This is a genomic window from Bacillus pretiosus (genome assembly GCF_052947655.1).
Map to the genome: position 1 here is coordinate 3665917 of NZ_CM129593.1, position 26035 is coordinate 3691951.

Here is a 26035-nt window from a genome sequence, read left to right on the forward strand (position 1 = left end):
GCGTTATAATGAAAACTATACCTATACTGACATAAAAATATATGTAAATCATATTTTTTATATAACAAAAAAAGCCAGTTTAACTGGCTTTTACTTATTGCTGCTCTTGTTTGTTTTCTTCTTTAGCAGCTTCTTTTTCTTGCTCTTCTTTTAGCAATACTTTTCTAGATAGATTCACGCGACCTTGCTTGTCAATCTCGATAACTTTAACTGTAATTACATCACCGATTTTCACAACGTCTTCTACTTTACCTACACGCTCAAGTGCAAGTTCAGAAATGTGAACTAATCCGTCTTTACCGCTGAATAATTCAACGAAAGCACCGAATTTCTCAACACGTTTCACTTTTCCTTCGTAGATTTCACCTACTTGTACTTCGCGAACGATATCTTCGATAATTTTCTTAGCTTTGTCATTCATTTCTTGATTTATTGAAGAAATGAATACTGTACCATCTTGCTCGATGTCAATTTTAACGCCAGTTTCTTCAATAATTTTATTGATTTGTTTACCGCTCGGCCCAATAACGTCACGGATTTTATCTGGGTTAATTGTCATTGTAATAATCTTTGGAGCATAAGCTGATAATTCAGTACGTGGCTCTGCAATAACAGATAACATATGATTTAGAATGTGCACACGACCAACTTTCGCTTGTTGTAATGCCTCTTCTAAAATTTCACGAGATAGACCATCTATTTTAATGTCCATTTGCAGTGCAGTTACACCTTTTGCTGTACCTGCTACTTTAAAGTCCATATCACCTAAATGATCTTCCATACCTTGAATATCAGATAAAATTGTGTAATGCTCACCAGTTTTAACTAGACCCATTGCAATACCTGCAACTGGAGCTTTAAGCGGAACACCAGCATCCATCATTGCTAAAGTACTACCACAAATACTTGCTTGTGAAGTAGAACCATTTGATTCTAAAACTTCAGATACAAGACGTACTGTATATGGGAAATCTTTTTCAGATGGAATTACAGGCTCAAGAGCACGTTCTCCTAGTGCACCGTGACCAATTTCACGACGACCTGGTCCACGCATCGGTCTTGTTTCACCAACACTAAATGATGGGAAATTGTAATGGTGCATAAAACGTTTTGATTCTTCTACACCAAGACCATCTAAAATTTGTACATCGCCTAATGCACCTAATGTACAAATACTTAATGCTTGTGTTTGTCCACGTGTGAATAAACCAGAACCGTGTGTACGAGATAAAATACCAACCTCTGATGCTAATGGACGGATTTCGTCACCTTTACGGCCATCTGGGCGGATTTTTTCAACTGTAATAAGACGACGTACTTCTTCTTTTACAATTTTATATAAAATCTCACTTACTTGTCCTAATGTATCAGCGTCAGCTTCCTGCGCTTCGTAATGCTCAATTACACGCTTTTTCACTTCGTTAATTGCATCTTCACGTGCATGTTTCTCATGTACTTGAATTGCAGAATGCATATCCTTCTCAGACATTTCACGTACAGCTTGATTAAGATCAGCGTCAACTTCATAAAGTTTCACTTCTGATTTCTCTTTACCTACAGCTTGTACAATCTCTTCTTGGAATGCAATTAGACGTTTAATTTCGTCATGTCCAAACATAATTGCTTCTAACATTGTTTCTTCAGGCACTTGATCTGCTCCTGCTTCAACCATGTTAATTGCATCTTTCGTACCAGCTACAACAAGGTGAATATCACTTTGTTCTTGCTGTTCTACTGTTGGATTAATAACGAATTCGCCGTTAATACGACCAACTGTTGCACCCGCGATTGGGCCTTCAAATGGAATATCTGAAATCGATAACGCTAATGAAGAACCTAGCATAGCTGCCATTTCAGAAGAACAATCTTGATCAACACTCATTACTATGCTGACAACTTGTACTTCGTTACGGAAACCATCTGCGAAAAGCGGACGAATTGGACGGTCGATTAAACGACTTGCCAAAATTGCTTTTTCACTCGGACGACCTTCACGTTTAATGAAACCGCCAGGAATTTTTCCGACTGCATATAAACGCTCTTCATAATTTACTGTAAGTGGGAAGAAATCTACATTTTTTGGTTCTTTTGATGCAGTTGCTGTAGATAGAACCGCTGTATCGCCATATCTTACTAATACTGCTCCGTTCGCTTGCTTCGCAAGCTGACTTGTTTCAACTGTTAGCTGGCGACCAGCTAAATCTATCGAGAAGACTTGCTTTTCTTGACTCATTTAAGTACCCCTCTCAATTTAAAGTATTCAATTCTTCTATGTAAATGGATAGTATATCACAATATTCTACCTCTAGTATTACCGAAAATGAAGTAAGCTATAAAGGGTAGAAGATATATTTTTACCTAACAAAAAAGCGGGAATATTCCCGCTTCTTTGACTATCGACGTAAGCCAAGCTTTGTGATTAATTCACGGTAACGTGTGATATCGCTATTACGAAGGTAAGTTAGTAAGTTACGACGTTTACCAACCATCTTTAATAGACCACGACGTGAATGATGATCTTTCTTGTGAGTACGTAAGTGCTCGTTTAGAGTGTTAATTTGCTCCGTTAGGACAGCAATTTGAACCTCTGGAGAACCAGTATCAGTCTCATGAGTTCTAAATTGTGCAATGATTTCATTTTTACGCTCTTGTGTTAAAGCCATCCTATTTCACCTCCTATTAATTAAACCCCCAATTACCTAGCAAGCGTCGGTGAGTCGCAATGCCAAGCAATGGTTGTCATAAAGTACATAACATAGAATACTACTTTTCATTTGAAAAAGCAAGTATATTCTTTTCGTTCGCAAAATATTCTTGTGCTATTTTCTTATCTTTTGCAATTTGTTCAACTAACTCATCGATGCCATTGAATTTCTTTTCTTCTCTTATACGCATATGCCACTCTACTGTAACATTTTGATCATATATGTCTTTGTTAAATTCAAATAAGTGCACTTCAATAGATAATTGACGCTCATCTTCTTTAAAAGTTGGTTTATATCCAATATTACATACACCATCGTACCATTCATCGTGAACTTTTAATCTCACTGCATAAACACCTACAGGTGGTAATAGATACTCATCACTTAAACCTATATTAGCTGTGGGAAAACCAATTTGACGTCCACGCTTATCACCGTGTACAACTGTTCCCCCTACTGTATATGCTCTACCTAAAATAGATGGAATTTGTTCCATTTCGCCATTTCGAATTAACTTTCGTAATGCTGTAGAACTTACTTTCTCTTCTTGAAATTCAACTTTTTCAATCACAGTCTGTGTAAACTCCCCTCTTGCATGAAATGGTAAAGTCTCCATCTTTCCTTTTCCTAAACGTCCATATGAATAATCAAACCCTGCTACTACATGCTTTACATTCAAACCAATAATATAATCATCTACAAATTGTTGTGGCAATAAGCCTGCAAACGATTCATCAAATTTAATAACATATAATATATCGATCCCTAAGTTTTCGACTATTTTTTCTTTATCACACATTGGTGTAATATACTCCGCATGCGCTTCCTTTTTTCCTAAAACAACAGATGGGTGCGGATAAAATGTCATAACTGCACTTTTATATCCTCGTTCATCAGCTATTTGTTTCGCAGTTCGAATCACACATTGATGTCCTAAATGAATGCCATCAAAAAATCCTAATGCCATTACAGTAGGTGGTAATTCTAATTTATTTTGTTCATGTGGATGAGTTAAATGAATAAGTTTCACGCTTGAATTCACCTTTTTCTGTAATAATCCTTCCAATAATTCATTATAGCTTTAGTTCTTGATTATTCACAAGTACTTTCATCGGCTTTAGCATACCAGGGTGTTTTGGATGGTGCTCATAAATTGCAAGGCAACGATTATTTGTATCAAACACTGTTATAAATGGCGCCGTTATTTGCAATTCATTTTTTAAGAACATACCATTCTTTATTTTCTCTGCTTGCTTTTCATCTACAACCATTTTCGGAAACTTACTTAATGCTTCATCAATTGAAATGAAGATAGACTCTACTGTTCCATTTTGCACGTTTTCTTCAATTTCTTCAAATGATATGCAATCTTCTAATAAAAACTCACCAGAAGCTGTTCTTACAAGGTGAGACATATGTGATGGGAAACCAAGTTTTTCACCAATCATTACTGCTAACGTTCTTACATATGTCCCTTTACTACACGTTACACGGAAACGGAATGAAATATTTTCTCCCTCAAACACTTCACGGTCATCTAGTAATACAAATTCATGAATTGTAATTGTACGAACTGGACGTTCAACTTCTTGTCCTGCTCTTGCATATTCATATAATTTTTTTCCGTTAACTTTTACAGCTGAAAACATCGGAGGCATTTGTTCAATCGTACCTGTTAATGCAGCAAGAGCCCCTTCTACTTCCTTACGAGTAATAACACGATCTACATTTTTCCTTTCAACAACTTCACCAGAAGCATCTTCAGTTGTCGTTGAAAATCCAAGTGTTACTTCACCTTCATATGTTTTCGTCTCACTTGTTAAAAATTGTGCAATCTTCGTTGCTCGTCCTACACAAATAGGTAATACTCCTGTTACATCTGGATCTAATGTTCCTGTATGACCAATTCGTTTCTCACGCAATATCTTTCTTAATTTAAATACACAATCATGTGATGTCATGCCTTTTGGCTTATGTAATAATACTACACCTTCCATATATGTTCACCTCATCATAATTCTTTCATAGTAATTATCCAAAATTAATTTTGCATTGAAAAAATGGATAGACAAATGTCTATCCATTATTCTTCACGTTTACCGTCTTTATTAATTTGATGTAAAAGTGTATCAATTCGATGACCATATCCGATAGACTCATCAAACTCAAAGGAAATTTCCGGTGTTTTACGAAGACGAATACGCTGGCCAATTTCTGAACGAATGAAACCTTTTGCCTTCGCTAAACCTTTTAATGTACTTTCTTTCTGTTCCTCATCACCTAAAACAGAAATATATACTGTAGCAATTTGTAAATCTCCACTCACTTGTACATCTGTTACTGTAACAAATCCAACACGTGGATCTTTAATTTTACGACTGATGATGTCGCCTAATTCTTTTTTCATTTGCTCGCCTACACGGTTTGCACGTAATTTCATAACTCTTCACCTCATTCAATACCATTCCAATTGTGTTATTGTACGTTCAATTTCAGGAAATGAATCGATGTACTCGAGTACACGATTCATTTCTTTTTCACAAATAACACGATTAGAGGATACAGAAACAATTGCAATTTCTGTACGTTGCCATACATCTTGATGCCCTACTTCTGAAACAGCTACATTATAACGCTGCTTCACACGAGTTAGCACCCGTTGCAAAATTGCTCGTTTCTCTTTTAAAGAATGCACATCGTAAATCATACACTCGAATGAGAGTGAAGCGATAATCATCGCTTCACTTCTTCCATAATGTACGCTTCAATGATGTCCCCTTCTTTAAGATCATTATATCTCTCAATTGTAATACCACACTCATAGTTTTGTGCAACTTCTTTTACGTCATCTTTGAAACGTTTTAACGTATCAAGTTGTCCTTCGAAAATTACTACGCCATCACGGATAATACGCACGCCACTATCACGTGTAATTTTACCGTCAATTACGTAACAACCTGCGATTGTTCCAACTTTTGTTACTTTGAATGTTTGGCGTACTTCCGCTTGACCGATTACTTTTTCTTCGAATTCTGGATCCAGCATACCTTGCATTGCTGATTCGATTTCTTCGATTACTTTATAGATAATACGGTGTAAACGAACATCAACATTCTCTAATTCAGCTGTACGCTTCGCATTCACATCAGGGCGTACGTTAAATCCAATTACAATTGCATTAGATGCAGAAGCTAAAATAACATCAGATTCTGTAATCGCACCTACGCCTGTATGGATAATTTTAACTTTAACACCTTCAACATCAATTTTACGAAGTGACGCTGCCATTGCTTCTACAGAACCTTGTACGTCTGCTTTCACAATTAAGTTAATTTCTTTTACATCGCCTTCTTGGATTTGTTGGAATAAATCTTCAAGGCTTAATTTAGATTTTTCACCACGCTGAGCAAGTAACGCTTCTTGTGCACGTGATTCACCGATTTGACGAGCTTTCTTCTCATCAGCGAATGCCATGAAACGATCTCCCGCTTGTGGTACTTCGTTTAAACCTGTAATTTCAACAGGAGTTGATGGACCAGCAACTTTTACACGACGACCAATATCACTTACCATTGCACGAACACGTCCGAATGAAGTACCAACAACGATTGGATCTCCAACTCGAAGTGTACCGTTTTGAACAAGTAATGTCGCGATAGTTCCTTTACCTTTATCAAGCTGTGCTTCGATTACAGTACCAGTTGCATAGCGGTTTGGATTTGCTTTATATTCTTCTACTTCACTTACAAGAAGAATCATTTCTAATAAGTTGTCAATTCCTTCACCTTGAATTGCAGAAATTGGTACGAAAATTGTATCTCCGCCCCAAGCTTCTGGAACTAATTCATATTCTGTTAATTCTTGCATTACACGATCAGGATTTGCCGCTGGTTTATCCATTTTATTCACAGCTACAATAATTGGTACTCCAGCTGCTTTCGCATGGCTAATTGCTTCAACTGTTTGTGGCATAACACCGTCATCAGCTGCAACAACAAGGATTGTAATATCCGTTACTTGCGCACCACGAGCACGCATCGTTGTAAATGCCGCGTGACCAGGCGTATCTAAGAATGTAATCTTCTTGTCATTTACTTCAACTTGGTATGCACCAATATGCTGAGTAATTCCACCTGCTTCGCCTGCAGTTACTTTTGAATTACGGATAGAGTCAAGTAAAGTTGTTTTACCATGGTCAACGTGCCCCATAATTGTAACTACAGCTGGACGCTCTTTTAAGTTCTCTTCATCATCTTGCTCATCGATGAATGTTTCAAATTCAGTTTCACTTACAACTACTTCTTCTTCTACTTCAATACCATAATCAGTAGCAATTAACTCAATTGTATCTTTATCTAAGTCTTGGTTAATTGTTGCCATAATCCCAAGCATAAAGAGCTTCTTAATAATTTCAGATGGCTCTTTGCTTAATTTTTTAGCAAGCTCACCTACTGTAAGACTTCCAGAGAAAGTAACTTTATCTGGTGTTTCTACAGTTTGTGTTTGTTGTCTTCCAGCAAAGTTATCTTGACGTTTGTCTTCATTTCCTTTGCCTTTTTTCTTTTTCTTATTGCTGTTCTTTTTACTACGAACAACTTTTTCTTCTACTTCAAACTCATCTGCAACAGAAGGTTTTTCAGTTTGATACGCATTATCTAATTTATTTACTACTTCATCTTCTAACATTGTCATATGATTCGAAACCTCGATATTCATTTCTTTTAGTTTTGTCATAAGATCTTTACTTGAGATATTATGTTGTTTTGCATATTCATGCACTCGAATTTTACTCATACCTTCACCCCCGGTAATTTGTATCGAGCATGCTACGCAGCTTTTTCGCAAAGCCCTCATCTAACACAGCTACAACGACTCGCTCGTCTCTCCCAATCGCATGCCCTAATTGTTGTCGATTTTCGACCTTTCTCATTGGTACGTTGTAATACGTCGCTTTATCCGTGATGCGTTTTGTAGTATTTGCTGACGCATCTTCAGATAGCAATACAAGTTTTGCTTTGCCACTTCGTACTTCTTTTAAAACAAGTTCTTCACCCGAAATAATTTTCCGAGCCCGGTTTGCTAGTCCTAAAAACGATTTCCAATCGGACACTTATTTCGACTCCTTCTCAACAAGCTCAAGAAGCTCTTCGTATAGAGAACCGTCGATTTTCGCTTTTAGATGATGTTCCAAAACATTTTTCTTTTGGGCTTGAAGAATACTTTCTTTATCTTTTGATAAATAAGCACCTCGTCCTGATTTCTTTCCAGTTAAATCAATGGACACTTCTCCCTCTTTGGAACGAACAATGCGAACGAGCTCTCGTTTTGATTTCATTTCTTGCGTTGCAACACATTTTCGTAACGGAACTTTTCGATTGCTCATACTCATCACCTCTATTCGATTTCGTCTTCAACTGAATCGAATCCGAATGCGATTACGCTATCTTCTTCTGTTACAATACCAAGTTGTTTCGCATCAGACTCACTCTTAATATCAATTTTCCAACCTGTTAATTTAGCTGCAAGACGTGCATTTTGTCCACGCTTACCAATAGCTAATGACAGTTGGTGGTCTGGAACAACAACTGTTGTTGCTTTTTCTTCTTCATCTACAAGCACTTTAACAACTTGTGATGGGCTTAAAGCATTTGCAACATATTCTACTGGATCATTTGACCAGCGAACGATGTCAATCTTTTCGCCTTTTAGTTCGTCTACAATGCGTTGTACACGTTGTCCTTTCGGTCCTACACAAGAACCTACTGGATCAACATCAATGTTCTCTGCATGTACAGAAATTTTAGAGCGATCGCCTGCTTCGCGTGCTACAGAACGAATTTCAACAGTTCCATCATAAATTTCAGGAACTTCCATTTCGAATAAACGTTTTAAAAGACCAGGATGTGTACGTGATACGTAAATTTGTGGTCCTTTCGTTGTTTTTTCTACTTTCGTAATGAATACGCGAATACGATCATGTGGTTTGTACTGTTCGTTTGGCATTTGCTCACTTACAGGTAATAAAGCTTCTACTTTCCCTAAGCTTACATAGATGAAACGAGCATCTTGACGTTGTACGATACCCACCATGATATCTTCTTCACGGTCACTAAACTCAGAGTAAATAACACCACGCTCTGCTTCGCGCACTCGTTGTGTTACAACCTGTTTTGCAGTTTGTGCTGCAATACGACCGAAATCTTTTGGTGTTACTTCAATCTCTAGTACGTCACCATCTTGATAGTTTGGATTAATTTGTCTTGCTTCTTCAACAGAAATTTCAAGACGTGGATCAAACACATTATCAACAACGTCTTTACGTGCTAAAACTTGAATTGTTCCCACTTCTGGGTTAAAGCTCACACGAACGTTTTGTGCTTGGTTAAAATTGCGTTTATAAGCAGAGATTAACGCTGCTTCAATCGCATCAATAATAATATCTTTGCTAATTCCTTTTTCTGACTCTAATACGAGCAAGGCATCTAACAACTCAGTGCTCATGAAGATCCCCCTTCTAACTAAAACGTAACAGCAAGTCGCGCATTTGCAACTTTATCCATTGAAATTTGGATTTCTTTTTTACGTGTTTTAATTGTTAATAATAATGTAATTGTAGTACCATCGTAGGAAAGTAGCTTTCCTTCAAACATTTTTTCACCATCAATCGGCTCATATGTTTTAATTGCCACTTGTTTTCCTACCGCTTGCTGGAAGTCTTTCTCTTTCTTTAATGGGCGTTCCGCTCCAGGAGATGATACATCCAAAAAGTAAAGATGAGGAATTGGATCCTCTTTATCTAAAGCTTCGCTTAAACGTTCACTTACCGCACCGCATTCTTCAATGTCGACTCCCTTTTCAGAATCGATGAATACGCGTAAGAACCAGTCTTGTCCTTCTTGCACATACTCTACATCTACAAGTTCAAGATTTAACTCTTCAACGATTGGCTGCGCAAATGCTTCTACAACTTCTGTGACTTTCTTATCCATAAACAGCCTCCTTCCTGCCGCCATGTACCATTTACAAGAAAAGACCCCGTCCATAAAAACGGTCCATCTTATTCTTTCTCGTTAGCTAACAAAAGCCCCTGCCGTTAAGCAGGGAATATCTGTCTTAGTATTACCAAATTTAAGAAGTAAAACTTGTAACAAAATATGTATATACGACAGAAATTTCTTACCTCTCCACATCAATAAAACGTAGATAGTAACACGAAAGAGTGGGTTTCCCCACTCTTTTTTTTACACAATATACATGACATGGTTATCTCGGTTAATAGTATACCATAGCAAATGTTGATTTGCAAAGAATTTTCCTACCTATTAGAACAGTGATAACTGGTTTTGATCAGGTAGATCGCCTAAGCAACCTTGACTATCTAAATACTCAATAATTGTTTTCGAAACCTTACTGCGCTGCTGTAAATCTTCTTTTGATAAGAAATCTCCATTTTTGCGTGCTTCTACAATACTTAAAGCTGCATTTGTACCAAGTCCAGGCACTGCATTAAATGGAGGAATTAAAGTATCCCCATCAATAATAAATTCTGTTGCATGTGAACGGTATAAATCAACCTTTTGGAATGAGTATCCACGCTCACACATTTCAAGTGTCATTTCTAGTACTGTTAATAAACTTTTCTCTTTCGGCGCTGCATCCAAACCTTTTTGCGCAATTTCATCAATTCTTACACGTATAGATGCTGAACCTTTCGCCATCGCCTCTACATCAAAGTCATCTGCACGAACTGTAAAGTATGCCGCATAGAATAGAAGCGCGAAATGTACTTTAAAGTATGCAATACGTACAGCCATAAGTACGTAAGCAGCCGCATGGGCTTTAGGGAACATGTACTTTATTTTCTTACATGAATCAATATACCAACCTGGTACATTATTACTTTTCATGTCATCTTCCCATTCTTCCGGTACACCTTTACCTTTACGAACTGACTCCATGATTTTGAAGGCTAATGATGGGTCTAAACCTTGATAGATTAAATATACCATGATGTCATCACGACAACCGATAACTTCACTCAGCGTACATGTACCGTTATAAATTAACTCGTTTGCATTACCAAGCCATACGTCTGTACCATGTGATAGTCCAGAGATTTGGACTAACTCAGAGAATGTCGTAGGTTTCGTCTCTTCTAACATCTGCCTTACGAATTTCGTACCAAACTCTGGTATACCAAGTGTACCTGTTTTACAGTTAATTTGTTCTTCCGTTACCCCTAACGATTCCGGGCCTGAGAAAATTTTCATTACTTCCGGATCGTCTGTTGGGATTGTTTTCGGATCAATACCACTTAAATCTTGTAACATACGAATAACAGTAGGATCATCGTGTCCTAGTATATCAAGTTTCAATAAATTATCATGAATGGAGTGGAAATCAAAGTGTGTCGTTCTCCACTCAGCCCCTATTGAATCTGCCGGAAACTGAATTGGTGAGAAATCAAAGATATCCATGTAATCTGGCACAACGATAATACCACCTGGATGCTGTCCGGTTGTACGTTTTACGCCCGTACATCCTGCTACTAAGCGGTCAATCTCTGCATTTCGAATCGTTAAATTATGATCATTTGCATAACCTTTTACATATCCATAAGCCGTTTTTTCCGCAACTGTACCTATTGTACCCGCACGGTATACATAATCTTCACCGAACAGTACTTTCGTATAGTTATGGGCACGTGGTTGGTATTCCCCGGAGAAGTTCAGATCGATATCGGGTACCTTATCTCCTTTAAATCCAAGGAACGTTTCGAACGGAATATCATGTCCATCTTTCACGTATGGAACATTACATGCAGGACATTCTTTATCCGGCAAGTCAAAACCAGAACCTACAGAACCATCATTAAAGAATTCTGATTGCTTACACTTCGGACATACATAGTGTGGTGGTAATGGGTTTACTTCTGTAATTTCCATCATCGTTGCAACGAATGATGAACCTACCGATCCACGCGAACCTACTAAATATCCGTCTACTAACGATTTTTTCACAAGCTTATGTGAAATTAAATAAATTACGGCAAATCCATGCCCAATAATACTTTTTAATTCTTTTTCTAAACGCGCTTCTACAATTTCAGGTAACTCTTCACCATAAATGCTACGCGCCATTTTATAACTCATATCACGCGTCTCATCATCTGCACCTTCAATTTTCGGTGTATATAGATCATCTTTCACTGGATGAACATCACCAATTAATGATGCAATCTTTTGTGTATTCGTTACAACAATTTCTTTCGCTACGTCTTCACCTAAGAATGAAAAACACTCTAACATTTCATCCGTTGTACGGAAATGTACAGGTGGTAATGAATGTCGGTTTAACGGATTGGCTCCGCCCTGCGAACTGACTAAAATCTTGCGATACATTGCATCCTCTGGATCTATATAATGCACGTTTCCTGTAGCAACAACTGGTTTATCTAACGTCTCACCTAGTTTTACTAAGTTAGAAATAATTGTTTTTAATTGTCCCTCATCTCGAACAAGTTCACGCTCTACTAAATGACGTAACACCTCTGGAGGCATTACTTCAATGTAATCATAGAACTGCGCAATTTCTTCTACCTCTTCAGGAGCTTTTTGCATCATCGCCTCAAACACTTCACCTTTATCACAAGCCGTTCCTACTAAAATTCCTTCACGATATTTTTTTAATAGTGACCTTGGTACTCGTGGTACACGGTAAAAGTAATTTAGGTGAGAATAGGAAACAAGTTTATATAAATTTTTCAACCCTACATCTGATGTCGCAAGTAACGTCATATGACTTGGACGTCCACGCTTATACGCATCCCCTTGCCCCATGCTATCATTTAATTGATCGTGATATTCAAATCCCTTTTCAATCACATCTTTTAACATTTTCACAAGTAAGTACCCTGTTGCTTCTGTATCATAAATCGCACGGTGATGTTGCGTTAATTCAATATCAAGCTTTTTACACATCGTATTTAATCGATGGTTTTTCATTTCCGGGAATAAGAATCTTGCAAGTTCTAACGTATCAATAACAGGATTATTCGTTTTTTCTAGTCCAGCCTTTTTAAAACCTACGTTAATAAAGCCCATATCAAAACTTGCGTTATGAGCAACAAGTGTATGGTCGCCCATCCATTCTTCAAACTTTTTAAACACTTCGTCCACTTCTGGTGCATCCGTTAACATATCATCTGTAATACCTGTTAATTCAATAATCGTCGCAGATAATGGTTGATGTGGATTTGCGAAAGATTCAAAGCGGTCAATAATTTCGCCACCTTTTACTTTTACAGCCGCTAACTCGATAACAGTATCATATACAGCTGATAAACCTGTCGTCTCAACGTCGAAAACAACATAAGTTTCCTCTGCAAGTAAACGATGCGCTTCGTTATATGCAATCGGTACACCATCATTAACTAAATTCGCCTCTACACCATATATAACTTTAACCCCAGCCTTTTTACCCGCAGAATATGCCTCTGGGAAAGACTGCGCAACAGCATGGTCTGTAACAGCGATTGCCTCATGTCCCCATTTACCTGCTTGGGCAACAAGTCTAGAAACAGGAGTAACAGCGTCCATTTGGCTCATCGGTGTGTGAAGATGCAGCTCTACACGTTTTTCACCTTCTGGCGCTTTATCTTTACGAGACGGTCCTGTTATTTCATTTATATCATTTGCAATCATTACTAAATCTCGAACGAATGTATCATTTTGAACAGAACCACGCGCTTTCACCCACATTCCTTTTTTCAAGGATTGCAGCATTGGAATATCTTCTTTGTCACGCGAGAACATTTTGATCATAATTGAATCCGTATAGTCTGTTATTTTTAAAGTTAATAACGTACGGCCACTACGTAGCTCTTTCGTTTCTACATGGAAGACATACCCTTGAACTGTTTTTCTTCTTTCTTCATCTTGAATTTCTCGCATCGGTGTAATCTCTTCATCCGGCTTAATAAGATATCCGAGTACAACCGGTCCTTCATGCACAACGCTACTTTCTTCAGCTTGCTTCTTTGCCATTTCTTCCATAGCTTGTATAACACGTTCACGATCTTCTTGCTGCGTTTGCTCACGAAACTTTTGCATTTCTTCTGTATTTTGCTGTATATGTGTGTCTAACTGAAAACGCGGGAATCCAAAAGTTTCGTATTGATCCCCTACTGGTTTCGCAACGTTTTTCTTTAAAGCAGTAGATTCCAGCTCATTATTCACATTTATTAGCAACTTCACTCCATTCACCTGCGGAAGCTGCTTTTTTAAGTAAGCAAACATAGGTGAAAATGTAATTCGTTCCGTACAAAGTGGCCAATACGCCCTCACTTCTTCTTCTGTAAATTGTTTATTCTCTGTTTCTAATGCAAATGTTGTTCTTGCAATATGAGAAAATGATTGCTTAAGCTTTGTTTCTAGCAATTCATATAATTCTGTAGGCAAAATTCGTGGCACTTGTAAATCAAAATGCCAACTTTTATTCGTTTTATCAATAACGAGCCTTTCAATGCCACCACCTTGTAAATATTGATTTATAAGGTCGTCTGGTATTTGCAAATGCTGGAGCAAAATTTGAAATCGCTCTTGTTGTTCATTTGTTAAAGACATAAGCACTCTCCTTCCATTTGCTATTATAAATTGAAACGTACTACAAAGAAAGATTTCTCCCTTCTTCTTTTACAAAATACGTTTACAAAGAAAGAGAAGGTACCTCATTACGAGGTACCTCTTCTTATTTTAAAATATTTGCAATATATGTTTGAAGTTCTTCTACTTTCACTTCTTCAGACTCGCCTGTAGCACGTACTTTCACTTCTACAATACCTTCGTCTGCTTTTTTACCAACTGTCACGCGAACTGGAAGGCCGAATAAATCTGCATCTGCAAATTTAACACCTGCACGTTCTGCACGATCATCTAGTAATACTTCGTACCCTTGCTCTTGTAATGAGTTGTAGATGTTTTCACCCATTTCACGTTGCGCATCAGATTTCATATTTACTGGAATTACATGCACATGGAACGGTGCAACAGCTTTTGGCCAAACTAAACCGTTCTCATCATTAAACTGCTCTGCGATTGCTGCCACTGTACGAGATACACCGATACCGTAACAACCCATAATAAGTGGTTGTGTTTTTCCGTTTTCATCTAGGAATGTTGCGTTCATTGCTTCACTATAACGAGTTCCTAATTTGAATACATGGCCAACTTCAATTCCGCGTGCGAAAAGAATTGTTCCATTTCCATCTGGAGACTGGTCTCCTTCTTGAATAAAGCGTAAATCTGTATATTGACTTACTTTAAAGTCACGTTCTGGATTTACATTTACATAATGGAACCCTTCTTCGTTCGCTCCTGAACATCCGTTAACAATTGATGCTACAGCATGGTCTGCGATAATTTCGATATCACCTGTTACACCAATCGGTCCTAAAGAACCAACTTCACAGTTTAATAACTCTTTCACTTCTTCATGAGAAGCAAGCTCAACAACTGAAGCGCCGTATACATTTTTCACTTTTACATCGTTTACTTCATGATCACCACGAACAAGTACAACTACTAATTTCTCATCTACTTTAAATACCATAGACTTAATGCACTTGTCAGCTTCAATGTTTAAGAATGCAGATACTTCTTCAATTGCTTTTTGATCTGATGTTGCTACTTTTTCAAGTGCCTTTTCTGCTTCATCACTCTTCGTATACGTAGCTACCACAGGAGCCATTTCGATGTTTGCTGCATAATTAGATGTATCAGAGTATGCAATTGTATCTTCACCAACTTCAGATAATACCATAAATTCATGCGTATCTTTTCCGCCCATTGCTCCAGAGTCAGCAATAACTGCACGGAAATTCAAGCCACAACGAGCAAAAATGTTAGAGTATGCTTTGTATAAGCGATCGTATACTTCATCTAAACTCTCTTGTGTAGCATGGAAAGAGTATGCATCTTTCATTAGAAACTCTCTTCCACGTAATAAACCGAAACGAGGTCTTTGTTCATCACGGAATTTCGTTTGAATTTGGTACAATGTTAACGGTAATTTTTTATATGATTTCACTTCATCACGTACAAGATCAGTAATTACTTCTTCATGTGTCGCTCCTAATGCGAATTCACGAGCGTTACGATCTTTCATACGCATTAATTCAGATCCGTAAGAATACCAACGGCCTGATTCTTGCCATAATTCTGCAGCTTGCATCGCTGGCATTAATAATTCTACAGCTCCTGCGCGCTCCATTTCTTCTCGAACGATACGTTCTACTTTGTGTAGTACTTTTAATCCAAATGGTAGAAAACTATAAATACCAGAAGCATTTTGACGCATAAAACCTGCACGAAGTAATAACTGATGACTCTTAATCTCCGCATCAGCTGGAACTTCACGTAATGTAGGACTGAATACCATACTTTGTTTCATTTATTCGCACCTCTTCATTTTACTCTTACACGCAGTAAAACCCCTCACCTCGAGTTAGGTGAGGGATTTTATTCTACGAGCTCTATTTCATTATAAGTTTCACTTTATTTTACAAGAAAAACTTACGAATGTCATTCCAAGTTACAACTAACATAAGTAACATTAATAATGCAAAACCAATAAAGTGAACCATTCCTTCTTTTTGGCGGTCAATTGGTTTCCCTCGTAACGCTTCAATTAAGAAGAAGAACAAACGTCCACCGTCTAAAGCAGGGACTGGTAGTAAATTAAATAAACCAAGGTTAATACTTAAAACTGCTGCTAAACTTAATACACGCGTAAATCCATAATCTACGACTTGATCTGTTAGATTATAAATTCCTACTGGACCTGACAACTCATTAATAGAGAATTGACCAGTTACTAATTTCACAAGTGAATCAAAAATTAGTTTTGTCCATTGGTATGTTTGTTCAAATCCTGATTTAATAGAACCCATTACTGTTTTCTCTACTGGAGAGTAAACACCAATTCTACCTACTTCGTCTTTTCCTTCTTTATCGAGTGTTGGCGTTACTTTTACATTAAACTGTTCATTATCACGCTTTACTTGTAACGTAATTTCTTTATTTGGGTTTCCACGTACAATGGTAACAACATCTTTCCATGTACTTGTGTTTTTCCCATCGATTGCTTGAATTGTATCATTTTCTTTTAATCCGGCTTGCTCGGCTGCACTATTCTCCATTACTTTTCCGACCATTGGCTTGTCAACAGGAACACCTTGTACAAATCCAAGAATCACAAAAATAACAAATGCTAAAATGAAGTTCATTGCAGGACCTGCAAAGATTGTTAAGGCACGTTGACCCAATTTCTTGGAGCCGAATTGCCTATTATACGGAGCAATTTGTATTTCTTCACCAGCAGTAATAATACGAGCCTTTTCATTCACTCGGAATGTTTGAAGCTCTTCCTCGTACTCTTCATAGCCCGAAATTGTTAAATTATGCTCTAAATCAGCTTGTTCGACTTCAATGACACGAACATTTGGATACTTTTCATATCCATCAAAAACTAATTTCGCAACTTCGTCTTTTTCATTTAATACAAGGCCAACCTTTTTTCCAGGCTTTAACTCAACTGTGTCTGCATCCTCGCCAGCCATTCTTACATAGCCACCAAGGGGCAGTAATCGAATCGTATACACCGTTTCATTCTTTTCAAATGAGAATATTTTCGGACCAAAACCAATCGCAAACTCACGGCATAAAATACCTGCTCTTTTTGCGAAATATAGATGCCCTAGCTCATGGAAAAATACGAGTGCACCGAAAATTAATATAAAGGCAATCGCTGTATTCAATTCCATACCACCTTTGCTAAATTTGTTCCATCACAAACCGTCTTGTGGTTGCATCAATTTCCAGAATTTCCTCTAAGCTCGGACGTGCAATGACATTGTGATGGTTCATTGCTTTTTCAATGAGGTCTTCCACTGTTAAGAAACCAATTCTCTTTTGTAAAAACGCTTCAACAGCTACTTCATTCGCTGCATTCATTACAGCTGGCATACTTCCACCTGTTTTTCCAGCTTCATACGCAAAACGCAAACAACGGAAACGTTCTTGGTTCATTTTCTCAAAATGCAATGTTCCCATTTCCCATAAATTTAACTGCTTTGTGTCTGAAAGAGGTAATCGATCAGGATATGTAAGTGCGTATTGAATTGGTACTCGCATATCAGGTGAACCAAGCTGTGCCATCACACTACGATCTTCAAATTCAACCATAGAATGAATAATACTTTCTTTATGTAAAACAACATCGATTTGCTCATAAGGGATACCAAAAAGCCAATGTGCTTCAATTACTTCTAGCCCCTTATTCATCATTGTAGCAGAATCAATTGTAATTTTCGAACCCATTGACCAGTTTGGATGTCGAAGCGCATCTTCTACGGTCACATGATGCAATTCATCTCTCGTTTTATCACGGAAACTTCCACCAGAAGCCGTAATAATTAGTCGAGAAATTCTTTTTTCATTTTCACCATTCAAGCATTGAAAAATAGCTGAATGTTCACTGTCTACTGGAAGTAACGAAACATTATGTTTTCGTGCTGCTTCCATTACAAGATGCCCTGCGGTTACTAACGTTTCTTTGTTTGCAATTCCGATTGTTTTTTTCGCCTCAATTGCACGAAGTGTTGGTAACAACCCTACGCTACCTACAACAGCATTTACTACAATCTCTGCATCTGGATGTAATGCTACTTCTAAAAGCCCTTCACTACCATATACAATTTTTGTATTACCAGAGACAGCTTGTAATTTTAAAACATCTTCCTCTCTTTGCACAGAGACAATTTGCGGAGAAAATTCTTGAATTACCTTTACTGCGTAGTCAATATTTTTCCCTACAGAAAAAGCAACGAGACGGAATTGGTCTGGGTGCGAGCGTAATACATCTAAAGTTTGTGTACCAATTGATCCGCTTGCACCTAATAAACTAATGTTTTTCATGACTCCAACCCCTCGTTCATTTATTAATTGTATTGTAATAAGAAGTAGAGAATTGGTAAAACAAATAACCAACTATCTGTTCGATCTAATATACCACCATGTCCAGGTAAAATTGTACCTGAATCTTTTACGCCATAATGACGTTTAAATGCAGATTGTACTAAATCACCAATTTGTCCAAAAATAGAAATGATAATTGTCAACACAATTAAAATCCCTACATTAGCCTCAACTGGGAAGAACATATTGTAAACAAGTGCCACAACAATCCCACAAACGATGCCGCCTAATGAACCTTCAATCGTTTTATTCGGACTAATTTCTGGCCATAATTTTCTTTTTCCTAATGCTTTCCCTACGAAATATGCGCCTGAATCGGTAGCCCATATAACAAATAATGCGCAAAACACATATTTAATTCCTAAAATTCTCGTTTCATTCAAATATAAGAATCCCATTGCAACATATGTTGTTGCCATTAGTAAAAAGGAAGCATGGTCAAAAGTAAATGTATTCTTAGAAAGGACTGTATATGATAAAAGTAATAAAACAATCACAAATGTGATTTCTAATTTACCTAATCCAATCCAAGTAAACAGTTCTGATGCACTGCTTGGAATTAAAATAACCCATAATAATACTGCAGCTAAAACTGTTGGTATTGAAATAAGCGTAAGCTTATTCATACGAATTAATTCATATAAACCTATAGAAGCAAGTGCATACACTAAAACCGTAAAAGGCACGCCACCGTAAATTACGATGGGAATGAATAGCGCGGCAGCAACCACTCCAGTAATAATTCTCTGTTTCACTACCAAACCCTCTCTTTCTACACGCCTCCGAATCTGCGCCCTCTATGTTGAAAGTCTGTAATCGCATTTAGCAAATGTTCCTCGGTAAAATCTGGCCAATACACATCTGTAAACCAAAACTCCGAATATGCAATTTGCCATAACATGAAATTACTAATACGTAGCTCTCCGCTCGTACGAATTAACAACTCTGGATCAGGTAAAGAACTCGTCATTAAGTAGGAAGAAAGCATTTCTTCACTTACATCTTCAACACGAATTTTTCCTTCCTCACTATCTTTCACCATATGTTGCACAGCAGAAACGATCTCATCTCGACTTCCATAGTTTAACGCGAAATTAAGAATTAATCCCGTATTCTCTTTCGTATCTTCCATGGCCTTTTCCATCGCTCTGCGTGTATGCGTAGGAAGACGATCTTGTTGTCCTATCACTCGGACTTGTACGTTCTCTTCAATCAATTCTGGTAAAAATGTACCTAGAAATTCTTCTGGAAGCCTCATTAAATAGTCAACTTCCTTTTTCGGTCTTTTCCAGTTCTCAGTTGAAAAAGCATAAAGAGTTAACACTTTCACATTAAGTTTGCTTGCAAATTTTGTGATTTTCTTTACAACTTGCATGCCTTCATGATGTCCCGCAATACGAGGCATCGCTCTCCTCTTTGCCCATCTTCCATTACCATCCATAATGATGGCAATATGTTCTGGGATGTATCCTTTTTTCACTTTTTCAACGAGATGATCAAACGATGCGACCTTTTTACTTTTAAAAAAAGGAAAGTTTTTAAACATCATTCATACCCTCCAGCAAGCAGACGTATGCCTAAAAGTGTAAAAAGACCCCCTTAAGAAGAGGGTCATATTTGCGAAGGTATCGCTATTACACTTCCATGATTTCTTTTTCTTTGTTTTTTGCGATTTCGTCAACTTTTGCAATATATTTATCTGTTTCTTTTTGGATATCTTCAGTATATCCTCTTAAATCATCTTCTGTAATATCGCCAGCTTTTTCAAGCTTCTTAAGATCATCGTTACTGTCACGACGTACGTTACGAACAGCAACTTTTGCTTCTTCAGCATATTTTTTCACAACTTTTACAAGATCGCGACGACGCTCTTCTGTTAATGCAGGGAATGCAATACGAATTACAGTTCCATCATTAGAAGGATTTAAGCCTAAATCTGCTTTTAAGATTGCTTTTTCAATATCACCGATAGAAGTTTTATCATAAGGTTGAATTACAAGTAAACGTGCTTCTGGAACTGTAATGTTCGCTAATTGCACAACAGGTGTTGGTGCACCATAGTAATCAACTTGTACCTTATCTAATACAGACGAGCTTGCACGACCTGCGCGAACTGTTGCCAATTCACGAGAGTAAGCAGCAACTGCTTTTTCCATTTTTTCATTTGAAGACTTCAATACTTGTTGTCCCATATTTATTTCCCCCTTACAACTGTTCCGATATTTTCGCCTAAAACGGCACGTTTAATGTTACCTTTTTCCATAACCGAGAATACAATTAATGGAATATCATTGTCCATACATAAAGAAGAAGCTGTTGAATCCATTACACCTAAACCTTCTTTTAATACATCTAAGTAAGTAAGTGTTTCGTATTTCGTAGCTGTTGGGTCAAGAGATGGATCTGCATTATATACGCCATCTACATTATTTTTCGCCATTAAGATAACGTCTGCTTCGATTTCCGCTGCACGTAGTGCTGCCGTTGTATCTGTAGAGAAATATGGGTTACCTGTACCTGCTGCAAAGATCACAACACGTTTTTTCTCTAGATGACGAATTGCTTTACGACGAATGTAAGGCTCTGCTACTTGACGCATTTCGATTGAAGTTTGAACACGAGTTTGAATTCCAATGTTCTCTAGGCTATCTTGAAGAGCTAATGAGTTCATAACTGTTGCTAACATACCCATGTAATCTGCTCCAGCACGATCCATTCCCATTTCACTTCCGATTTTTCCACGCCAAATGTTTCCGCCACCAACAACAACAGCAACCTCTACATCAAGTTCTGCAATTTCTTTCACTTGTTCCGCAACTGATTTAATAACAGACGGGTTAATTCCAAATCCTTGTTCGCCAGCTAACGCTTCTCCGCTTAGCTTTAATACGACACGATTATATTTCGGTTTACTCATAATGAACCTCCAATTGCTTACATCTTTATTTTAAAAAAGGGAACACAATGTGTTCCCTAATCTTTATTAGTTGCTACCTTTTACTTGGTTCATTACTTCTTCAGCAAAGTTGTCTTCGCGTTTTTCGATACCTTCACCAACAGCGTAGCGAACGAATCCTTTTAATGTTCCGCCTTTAGACTCAACGAACTGGCGAACTTTCATATCAGGGTTTTTAACGAATGCTTGGTCAAGTAAGCAAATTTCTTCGAAGAATTTGCCTAGACGGCCTTCAACCATTTTTGCAACGATTTTTTCAGGCTTGCCTTCGTTTAAAGCTTGTTGTGTCAATACTTGACGCTCATGCTCAACTTCTTCAGCTGTTACAGCATCGCGGTCGATGTATTTAGGGTTAACTGCTGCGATGTGCATTGCTACATCTTTAGCAGCAGCTTCGTCAGTAGAACCTTCAAGAACTGTTAATACACCAATACGTCCACCCATGTGTAGGTAAGCGCCGAATGCATCAGCATCAGTTTTTGATACGATTTCGAAACGACGAAGTGTAAGTTTTTCACCAATTTTAGCGATTGCTTCGTTGATGTGCTCTTCTACTGTTTTGCCGCCTTCGATTGTTTGAGCCATAGCTTCTTCAATGTTAGCTGGTTTGTTAGTTAATAAGTGTGCAGCTAATTCTTTAATTAATGCTTGGAAACCTTCGTTTTTCGCAACGAAATCAGTTTCAGAGTTTAATTCTAAGATTAAACCTTCGTTACCGTTTGTTTCGATGAAAGTTAAGCCTTCAGCAGCGATGCGGTCTGCTTTTTTAGCAGCTTTTGCAATACCTTTTTCACGTAAGAAGTCAATTGCTTTCTCCATGTCGCCATTAGTCTCAGTTAAAGCTTTTTTGCAGTCCATCATACCTGCGCCTGTTTTTTCACGAAGTTCTTTTACCATTTGTGCAGTGATTGCCATATTTTTCATCCTCCTAAAATATGTATTTATACCTTTTATAAAGGTGTTTATACCTTAAAAAAGGTGATAAAAGGCCGAACCCCTTATCACCTTTCCAAATTTGTTACGCAGTAACAGTTTCTTCACCTTGTTTTGCTTCAAGGATCGCGTCTGCCATTTTAGATGTAAGAAGTTTTACAGCACGAATTGCATCATCGTTTGCTGGGATAACGTGATCGATTTCGTCTGGATCACAGTTTGTATCAACGATACCGATGATTGGAATGTGTAATTTGCGTGCTTCAGCAACTGCAATACGCTCTTTACGAGGGTCTACTATGAATAATGCACTTGGAAGACCTTTCATATCTTTAATACCGCCTAAGAATTTCTCAAGACGCTCTAACTCTTTTTTAAGTTGAACAACTTCTTTCTTAGGAAGTACTTCGAAAGTACCATCTTCTTGCATTCTTTCGATGTCTTTAAGACGCTTGATACGCTTTTGGATTGTTTGGAAGTTTGTTAAAGTTCCACCTAACCAACGTTGGTTAACGAAGTACATACCAGCACGAGTTGCTTCTTCTTTAATAGCTTCTTGTGCTTGTTTTTTAGTACCTACGAATAAAATGTCTCCACCTTCAGCAGCGATGTCGCGCATCGTTCTGTAAGCTTCCTCAACTTTTTTCACAGTTTTTTGTAAGTCGATGATGTAGATACCGTTACGCTCTGTGAAAATGTAACGCTTCATTTTTGGGTTCCAACGACGAGTTTGATGTCCGAAATGAACACCAGCTTCAAGCAATTGCTTCATAGAAATTACTGACATAATATAGTTCCTCCTAAATGGTTTTTGATATCCTCCGTTTACTTCATCTCTAAGCGAAACTACAAACGTAGCACCAACACTTAAATCAGCAAACGTGTGTACTTTGTACTGACACCACTGCTTACTATATCATACTGAAATATTACAATCAAGTCGAAAATGCGAACAATGTAAAACTTTCTTTGTTCACACTCGAATTCTAGTATTACCAACCTGCATTTCTTTTAAGCAAAAAAGTGAAATTCAACTCATAGCTTTTCCAAAGAACACGATTATGACGCTTTTTACAGACACCATTAATCTTTTACACACAAAAAACTCTCCTCAAAAAACGAGGAGAGTTTTATAAATTAGTTTGTTTTTAATTTAGCAAGTTCCTGTAGAAACTTGTCGTTTAGCACTTTAATGTATGTTCCTTTCATACCTAAAGAGCGAGACTCAATAACACCAGCACTTTCTAATTTACGTAGTGCATTTACGATTACAGAGCGAGTAATTCCTACGCGATCAGCAATTTTACTTGCAACAAGTAAACCTTCTGTTCCATTTAATTCTTCGAAGATATGCTCGATTGCTTCTAACTCACTGTAAGATAATGAGCTAATCGCCATTTGAACAACAGCTTTACTACGTGCTTCCTCTTCGATTTCTTCTGCTTTTTCACGTAAGATTTCCATACCTACTACAGTTGAACTGTATTCAGCAAGGATTAAATCATCGTCTAAGAACTCTTGACCAAGACGAGCTAACACTAATGTGCCTAGACGCTCACCACCACCAACGATTGGTACGATTGTAGTTAAACCTTGACCGAATAATTCTCTATTTTCTACTGGGAATGCTGTGTAAGCACTGTTTACATCTAAGTTTGAAGACGTTTCTGTAATGTTGAATAAGCTTTGCGTGTACTCTTCCGGGAATTGACGCTCTGCAAGCATTTGTTTCATACGCTCATTCTCAATTTGTTGGTGAATTGCATAACCTAGTAATTTACCACGACGACTTACTACGAATACGTTCGCTTCAATTACTTCACACATTGTGTCAGACATTTCTCTAAAGTTTACAGGCTTTCCTGCTGCGCTCTGTAATAACGCATTTAATTTTCTTGTTTTTGCTAATAATTCCATTTCAAAAGTTCCTCCTACATGTTACTTACATATTTTTTCATCACTTGGAAACTAGGGCGAGTCACCTGATGACACTATTACAAAATAAACTGGCTCACATCTTTATTTTTAGCAATCGTTGCTAATTTCTCCTCAACGTATTGAGGTGTTATCGTTATTTTCTCTAACGTAATTTCAGATGCTTCAAACGATAAATCTTCAAGGAGTTTCTCCATAATCGTATGAAGTCTTCTTGCTCCAATATTATCTGTATCCTGATTAACTTGATAAGCAATCTCAGCAATCTTACGAATAGCTTCGTCTGAAAATTCAATTTCTATACCTTCAGTCGCTAATAAAGCCATATATTGTTTAATTAACGCATTGTCAGGCTCGATTAATATTTTAACAAAATCATCTGTCGATAATTTTGTTAATTCTACTCGAATCGGAAATCTCCCTTGCAGTTCCGGAATTAAATCCGACGGTTTAGACATATGAAACGCTCCAGCTGCAACGAATAAAATATAATCCGTTTTTACTGATCCGTATTTTGTCGCAACATTCGATCCTTCTACAATTGGTAAAATGTCACGTTGCACACCTTCACGTGATACATCTACGCTATTCGACTGCTTACCAGCAATTTTGTCAATTTCATCGATAAAAATAATCCCGAGCTGTTCAGCACGATAAACAGCCTCTTGTGTAACTTCATCCATATCAATTAAGCGCTGTGCTTCCTCATTTGTCAAGAGTTTTCTTGCTTCTTTCACAGAAAGTTTACGTTTTTTTGTTTTTTTCGGCATAAAACTTCCTAATGCATCCTGGAAATTCATTCCCATTTGTTCCATACCAGTTCCTTGTAACATATCGAACATGGAAGACTGTTGCTCAGTCACTTCAATCGATACAATTTCATCTTCAAGAAGTCCTGCAGCAAGCTTTCTTTCCACATCTTGACGTTTCTTTTCGATTTCACCATCTTCCTGTGCATCAGATGTTTGATTCGAATTTTGAGCACCGCCAAATAGCATTTCTAATGGGTTTTTAAATCCAGATTGTTTCTCCGGACTCGGCACTAAAATTTCAACAAGACGTTGGTTCGCTTGTTCTTCTGCTTTGTCTTGTACTTTAATTACCATTTCTTCTTTCACGATACGAACTGACGTTTCCACAAGGTCACGTACCATCGATTCTACATCTCTACCTACATATCCAACTTCTGTAAATTTGGTAGCTTCAACCTTAATAAAAGGTGCTCCAACGAGTTTCGCCATTCGTCGTGCTACCTCTGTTTTACCAACACCTGTCGGTCCAATCATTAAAATATTTTTAGGCGCAATTTCATCACGTAGATTTTCAGCTAATTTACTTCGACGATATCGATTTCTTAAAGCTACAGCAACCGCTTTCTTCGCATCTTTTTGACCGATAATGTATTGATCTAATTTTTCCACAATTTGACGCGGAGTAAAATGTAAATGCATATAAAATGCCTCCCTTACGAT

Annotated in this window: 23 protein-coding genes; all 23 read right to left on the bottom strand. The window is 37.5% G+C overall.

Features of this window, described 5'->3' with window-relative positions; genetic code table 11:
• Nucleotides 1-94 precede the first annotated feature (94 nt).
• Nucleotides 95-2233 carry a polyribonucleotide nucleotidyltransferase gene (pnp, locus tag ACU8YW_RS18665; protein ID WP_046957398.1) on the bottom strand — a complete coding sequence of 713 codons (2139 nt, stop codon included), beginning with the start codon at nt 2231-2233 and terminating at the stop codon, nt 95-97.
• A 160-nt stretch (nt 2234-2393) separates the two neighbouring features.
• Nucleotides 2394-2663: a 30S ribosomal protein S15 gene (rpsO, locus tag ACU8YW_RS18670; protein WP_001229392.1), complete on the bottom strand. Its 270-nt coding sequence runs from the start codon at nt 2661-2663 to the stop codon at nt 2394-2396.
• Between the two features lie 100 nt (nt 2664-2763).
• Nucleotides 2764-3735 (bottom strand): bifunctional riboflavin kinase/FAD synthetase, encoded by a 972-nt coding sequence (gene ribF / locus ACU8YW_RS18675; RefSeq protein WP_088123292.1) that lies wholly within the window; start codon nt 3733-3735, stop codon nt 2764-2766.
• Nucleotides 3736-3778: 43 nt separating this feature from the next.
• Entirely contained in the window at nt 3779-4702 is a 924-nt protein-coding gene (gene truB, locus ACU8YW_RS18680) for a tRNA pseudouridine(55) synthase TruB (RefSeq protein WP_046957399.1), read from the bottom strand.
• Nucleotides 4703-4788: 86 nt separating this feature from the next.
• Nucleotides 4789-5145, bottom strand: coding sequence for a 30S ribosome-binding factor RbfA (rbfA, locus tag ACU8YW_RS18685; RefSeq protein WP_000776445.1), 357 nt, complete (start codon nt 5143-5145; stop codon nt 4789-4791).
• Nucleotides 5146-5160: 15 nt separating this feature from the next.
• Nucleotides 5161-5442: a DUF503 domain-containing protein gene (locus tag ACU8YW_RS18690; protein WP_000582364.1), complete on the bottom strand. Its 282-nt coding sequence runs from the start codon at nt 5440-5442 to the stop codon at nt 5161-5163.
• Complete coding sequence (gene infB / locus ACU8YW_RS18695; protein WP_000036353.1) at nt 5439-7499, bottom strand: translation initiation factor IF-2; 2061 nt, start codon at nt 7497-7499, stop codon at nt 5439-5441. The genes ACU8YW_RS18690 and infB overlap by 4 nt, the downstream gene beginning before the upstream one ends.
• Before the next feature lie 4 nt (nt 7500-7503).
• The gene (locus ACU8YW_RS18700) at nt 7504-7815 is read right to left on the bottom strand and encodes a YlxQ family RNA-binding protein (protein WP_001286521.1); all 312 of its coding nucleotides are present in this window, start codon (nt 7813-7815) and stop codon (nt 7504-7506) included.
• Nucleotides 7816-8088, bottom strand: a complete 273-nt coding sequence (rnpM, locus tag ACU8YW_RS18705; protein WP_000071127.1) for an RNase P modulator RnpM — start codon at nt 8086-8088, stop codon at nt 7816-7818.
• An 11-nt stretch (nt 8089-8099) separates the two neighbouring features.
• The gene (nusA, locus tag ACU8YW_RS18710; protein ID WP_000102596.1) at nt 8100-9206 is read right to left on the bottom strand and encodes a transcription termination factor NusA; all 1107 of its coding nucleotides are present in this window, start codon (nt 9204-9206) and stop codon (nt 8100-8102) included.
• A 17-nt stretch (nt 9207-9223) separates the two neighbouring features.
• Nucleotides 9224-9694, bottom strand: coding sequence for a ribosome maturation factor RimP (gene rimP, locus ACU8YW_RS18715; RefSeq protein WP_000359099.1), 471 nt, complete (start codon nt 9692-9694; stop codon nt 9224-9226).
• 333 nt (nt 9695-10027) lie between these two features.
• Nucleotides 10028-14329 (bottom strand): PolC-type DNA polymerase III, encoded by a 4302-nt coding sequence (locus ACU8YW_RS18720; protein WP_426933828.1) that lies wholly within the window; start codon nt 14327-14329, stop codon nt 10028-10030.
• Between the two features lie 124 nt (nt 14330-14453).
• Complete coding sequence (locus ACU8YW_RS18725) at nt 14454-16154, bottom strand: proline--tRNA ligase (RefSeq protein WP_060488432.1); 1701 nt, start codon at nt 16152-16154, stop codon at nt 14454-14456.
• A gap of 109 nt (nt 16155-16263) precedes the next feature.
• Nucleotides 16264-17520 (bottom strand): RIP metalloprotease RseP, encoded by a 1257-nt coding sequence (gene rseP / locus ACU8YW_RS18730; protein WP_060488431.1) that lies wholly within the window; start codon nt 17518-17520, stop codon nt 16264-16266.
• A 16-nt stretch (nt 17521-17536) separates the two neighbouring features.
• Complete coding sequence (dxr, locus tag ACU8YW_RS18735) at nt 17537-18679, bottom strand: 1-deoxy-D-xylulose-5-phosphate reductoisomerase (protein WP_000790363.1); 1143 nt, start codon at nt 18677-18679, stop codon at nt 17537-17539.
• Between the two features lie 23 nt (nt 18680-18702).
• Complete coding sequence (gene cdsA, locus ACU8YW_RS18740; RefSeq protein ID WP_048545995.1) at nt 18703-19494, bottom strand: phosphatidate cytidylyltransferase; 792 nt, start codon at nt 19492-19494, stop codon at nt 18703-18705.
• Nucleotides 19495-19511: 17 nt separating this feature from the next.
• Entirely contained in the window at nt 19512-20288 is a 777-nt protein-coding gene (uppS, locus tag ACU8YW_RS18745; protein ID WP_000971311.1) for an undecaprenyl pyrophosphate synthase, read from the bottom strand.
• 85 nt (nt 20289-20373) lie between these two features.
• Nucleotides 20374-20931: a ribosome recycling factor gene (frr, locus tag ACU8YW_RS18750; protein ID WP_000531506.1), complete on the bottom strand. Its 558-nt coding sequence runs from the start codon at nt 20929-20931 to the stop codon at nt 20374-20376.
• A gap of 2 nt (nt 20932-20933) precedes the next feature.
• On the bottom strand, nt 20934-21656 hold the full coding sequence (gene pyrH, locus ACU8YW_RS18755; RefSeq protein ID WP_000042666.1) for a UMP kinase: 723 nt from the start codon (nt 21654-21656) through the stop codon (nt 20934-20936).
• A 66-nt stretch (nt 21657-21722) separates the two neighbouring features.
• Nucleotides 21723-22610: a translation elongation factor Ts gene (tsf, locus tag ACU8YW_RS18760; RefSeq protein ID WP_048545999.1), complete on the bottom strand. Its 888-nt coding sequence runs from the start codon at nt 22608-22610 to the stop codon at nt 21723-21725.
• A gap of 103 nt (nt 22611-22713) precedes the next feature.
• A complete protein-coding gene (rpsB, locus tag ACU8YW_RS18765) occupies nt 22714-23415 on the bottom strand; it encodes a 30S ribosomal protein S2 (protein ID WP_048546000.1) in 702 nt (233 codons plus the stop codon).
• Between the two features lie 350 nt (nt 23416-23765).
• Nucleotides 23766-24545, bottom strand: coding sequence for a GTP-sensing pleiotropic transcriptional regulator CodY (gene codY / locus ACU8YW_RS18770; RefSeq protein WP_000421290.1), 780 nt, complete (start codon nt 24543-24545; stop codon nt 23766-23768).
• Between the two features lie 77 nt (nt 24546-24622).
• On the bottom strand, nt 24623-26014 hold the full coding sequence (gene hslU / locus ACU8YW_RS18775; protein WP_060488429.1) for an ATP-dependent protease ATPase subunit HslU: 1392 nt from the start codon (nt 26012-26014) through the stop codon (nt 24623-24625).
• Nucleotides 26015-26035 lie beyond the last annotated feature (21 nt).

Bases quoted from the DNA above. Each gene is read 5' to 3' on its own strand.
- pnp (WP_046957398.1), bottom strand. From the start codon at position 2,233: ATGAGTCAAGAAAAGCAAGTCTTCTCGATAGATTTAGCTGGTCGCCAG.
- rpsO (WP_001229392.1), bottom strand. From the start codon at position 2,663: ATGGCTTTAACACAAGAGCGTAAAAATGAAATCATTGCACAATTTAGA.
- truB (WP_046957399.1), bottom strand. From the start codon at position 4,702: ATGGAAGGTGTAGTATTATTACATAAGCCAAAAGGCATGACATCACAT.
- rbfA (WP_000776445.1), bottom strand. From the start codon at position 5,145: ATGAAATTACGTGCAAACCGTGTAGGCGAGCAAATGAAAAAAGAATTA.
- ACU8YW_RS18690 (WP_000582364.1), bottom strand. From the start codon at position 5,442: ATGATTATCGCTTCACTCTCATTCGAGTGTATGATTTACGATGTGCAT.
- infB (WP_000036353.1), bottom strand. From the start codon at position 7,499: ATGAGTAAAATTCGAGTGCATGAATATGCAAAACAACATAATATCTCA.
- rnpM (WP_000071127.1), bottom strand. From the start codon at position 8,088: ATGAGCAATCGAAAAGTTCCGTTACGAAAATGTGTTGCAACGCAAGAA.
- nusA (WP_000102596.1), bottom strand. From the start codon at position 9,206: ATGAGCACTGAGTTGTTAGATGCCTTGCTCGTATTAGAGTCAGAAAAA.
- rimP (WP_000359099.1), bottom strand. From the start codon at position 9,694: ATGGATAAGAAAGTCACAGAAGTTGTAGAAGCATTTGCGCAGCCAATC.
- ACU8YW_RS18720 (WP_426933828.1), bottom strand. From the start codon at position 14,329: ATGTCTTTAACAAATGAACAACAAGAGCGATTTCAAATTTTGCTCCAG.
- ACU8YW_RS18725 (WP_060488432.1), bottom strand. From the start codon at position 16,154: ATGAAACAAAGTATGGTATTCAGTCCTACATTACGTGAAGTTCCAGCT.
- dxr (WP_000790363.1), bottom strand. From the start codon at position 18,679: ATGAAAAACATTAGTTTATTAGGTGCAAGCGGATCAATTGGTACACAA.
- uppS (WP_000971311.1), bottom strand. From the start codon at position 20,288: ATGATGTTTAAAAACTTTCCTTTTTTTAAAAGTAAAAAGGTCGCATCG.
- frr (WP_000531506.1), bottom strand. From the start codon at position 20,931: ATGGGACAACAAGTATTGAAGTCTTCAAATGAAAAAATGGAAAAAGCA.
- pyrH (WP_000042666.1), bottom strand. From the start codon at position 21,656: ATGAGTAAACCGAAATATAATCGTGTCGTATTAAAGCTAAGCGGAGAA.
- tsf (WP_048545999.1), bottom strand. From the start codon at position 22,610: ATGGCAATCACTGCACAAATGGTAAAAGAACTTCGTGAAAAAACAGGC.
- rpsB (WP_048546000.1), bottom strand. From the start codon at position 23,415: ATGTCAGTAATTTCTATGAAGCAATTGCTTGAAGCTGGTGTTCATTTC.
- codY (WP_000421290.1), bottom strand. From the start codon at position 24,545: ATGGAATTATTAGCAAAAACAAGAAAATTAAATGCGTTATTACAGAGC.
- hslU (WP_060488429.1), bottom strand. From the start codon at position 26,014: ATGCATTTACATTTTACTCCGCGTCAAATTGTGGAAAAATTAGATCAA.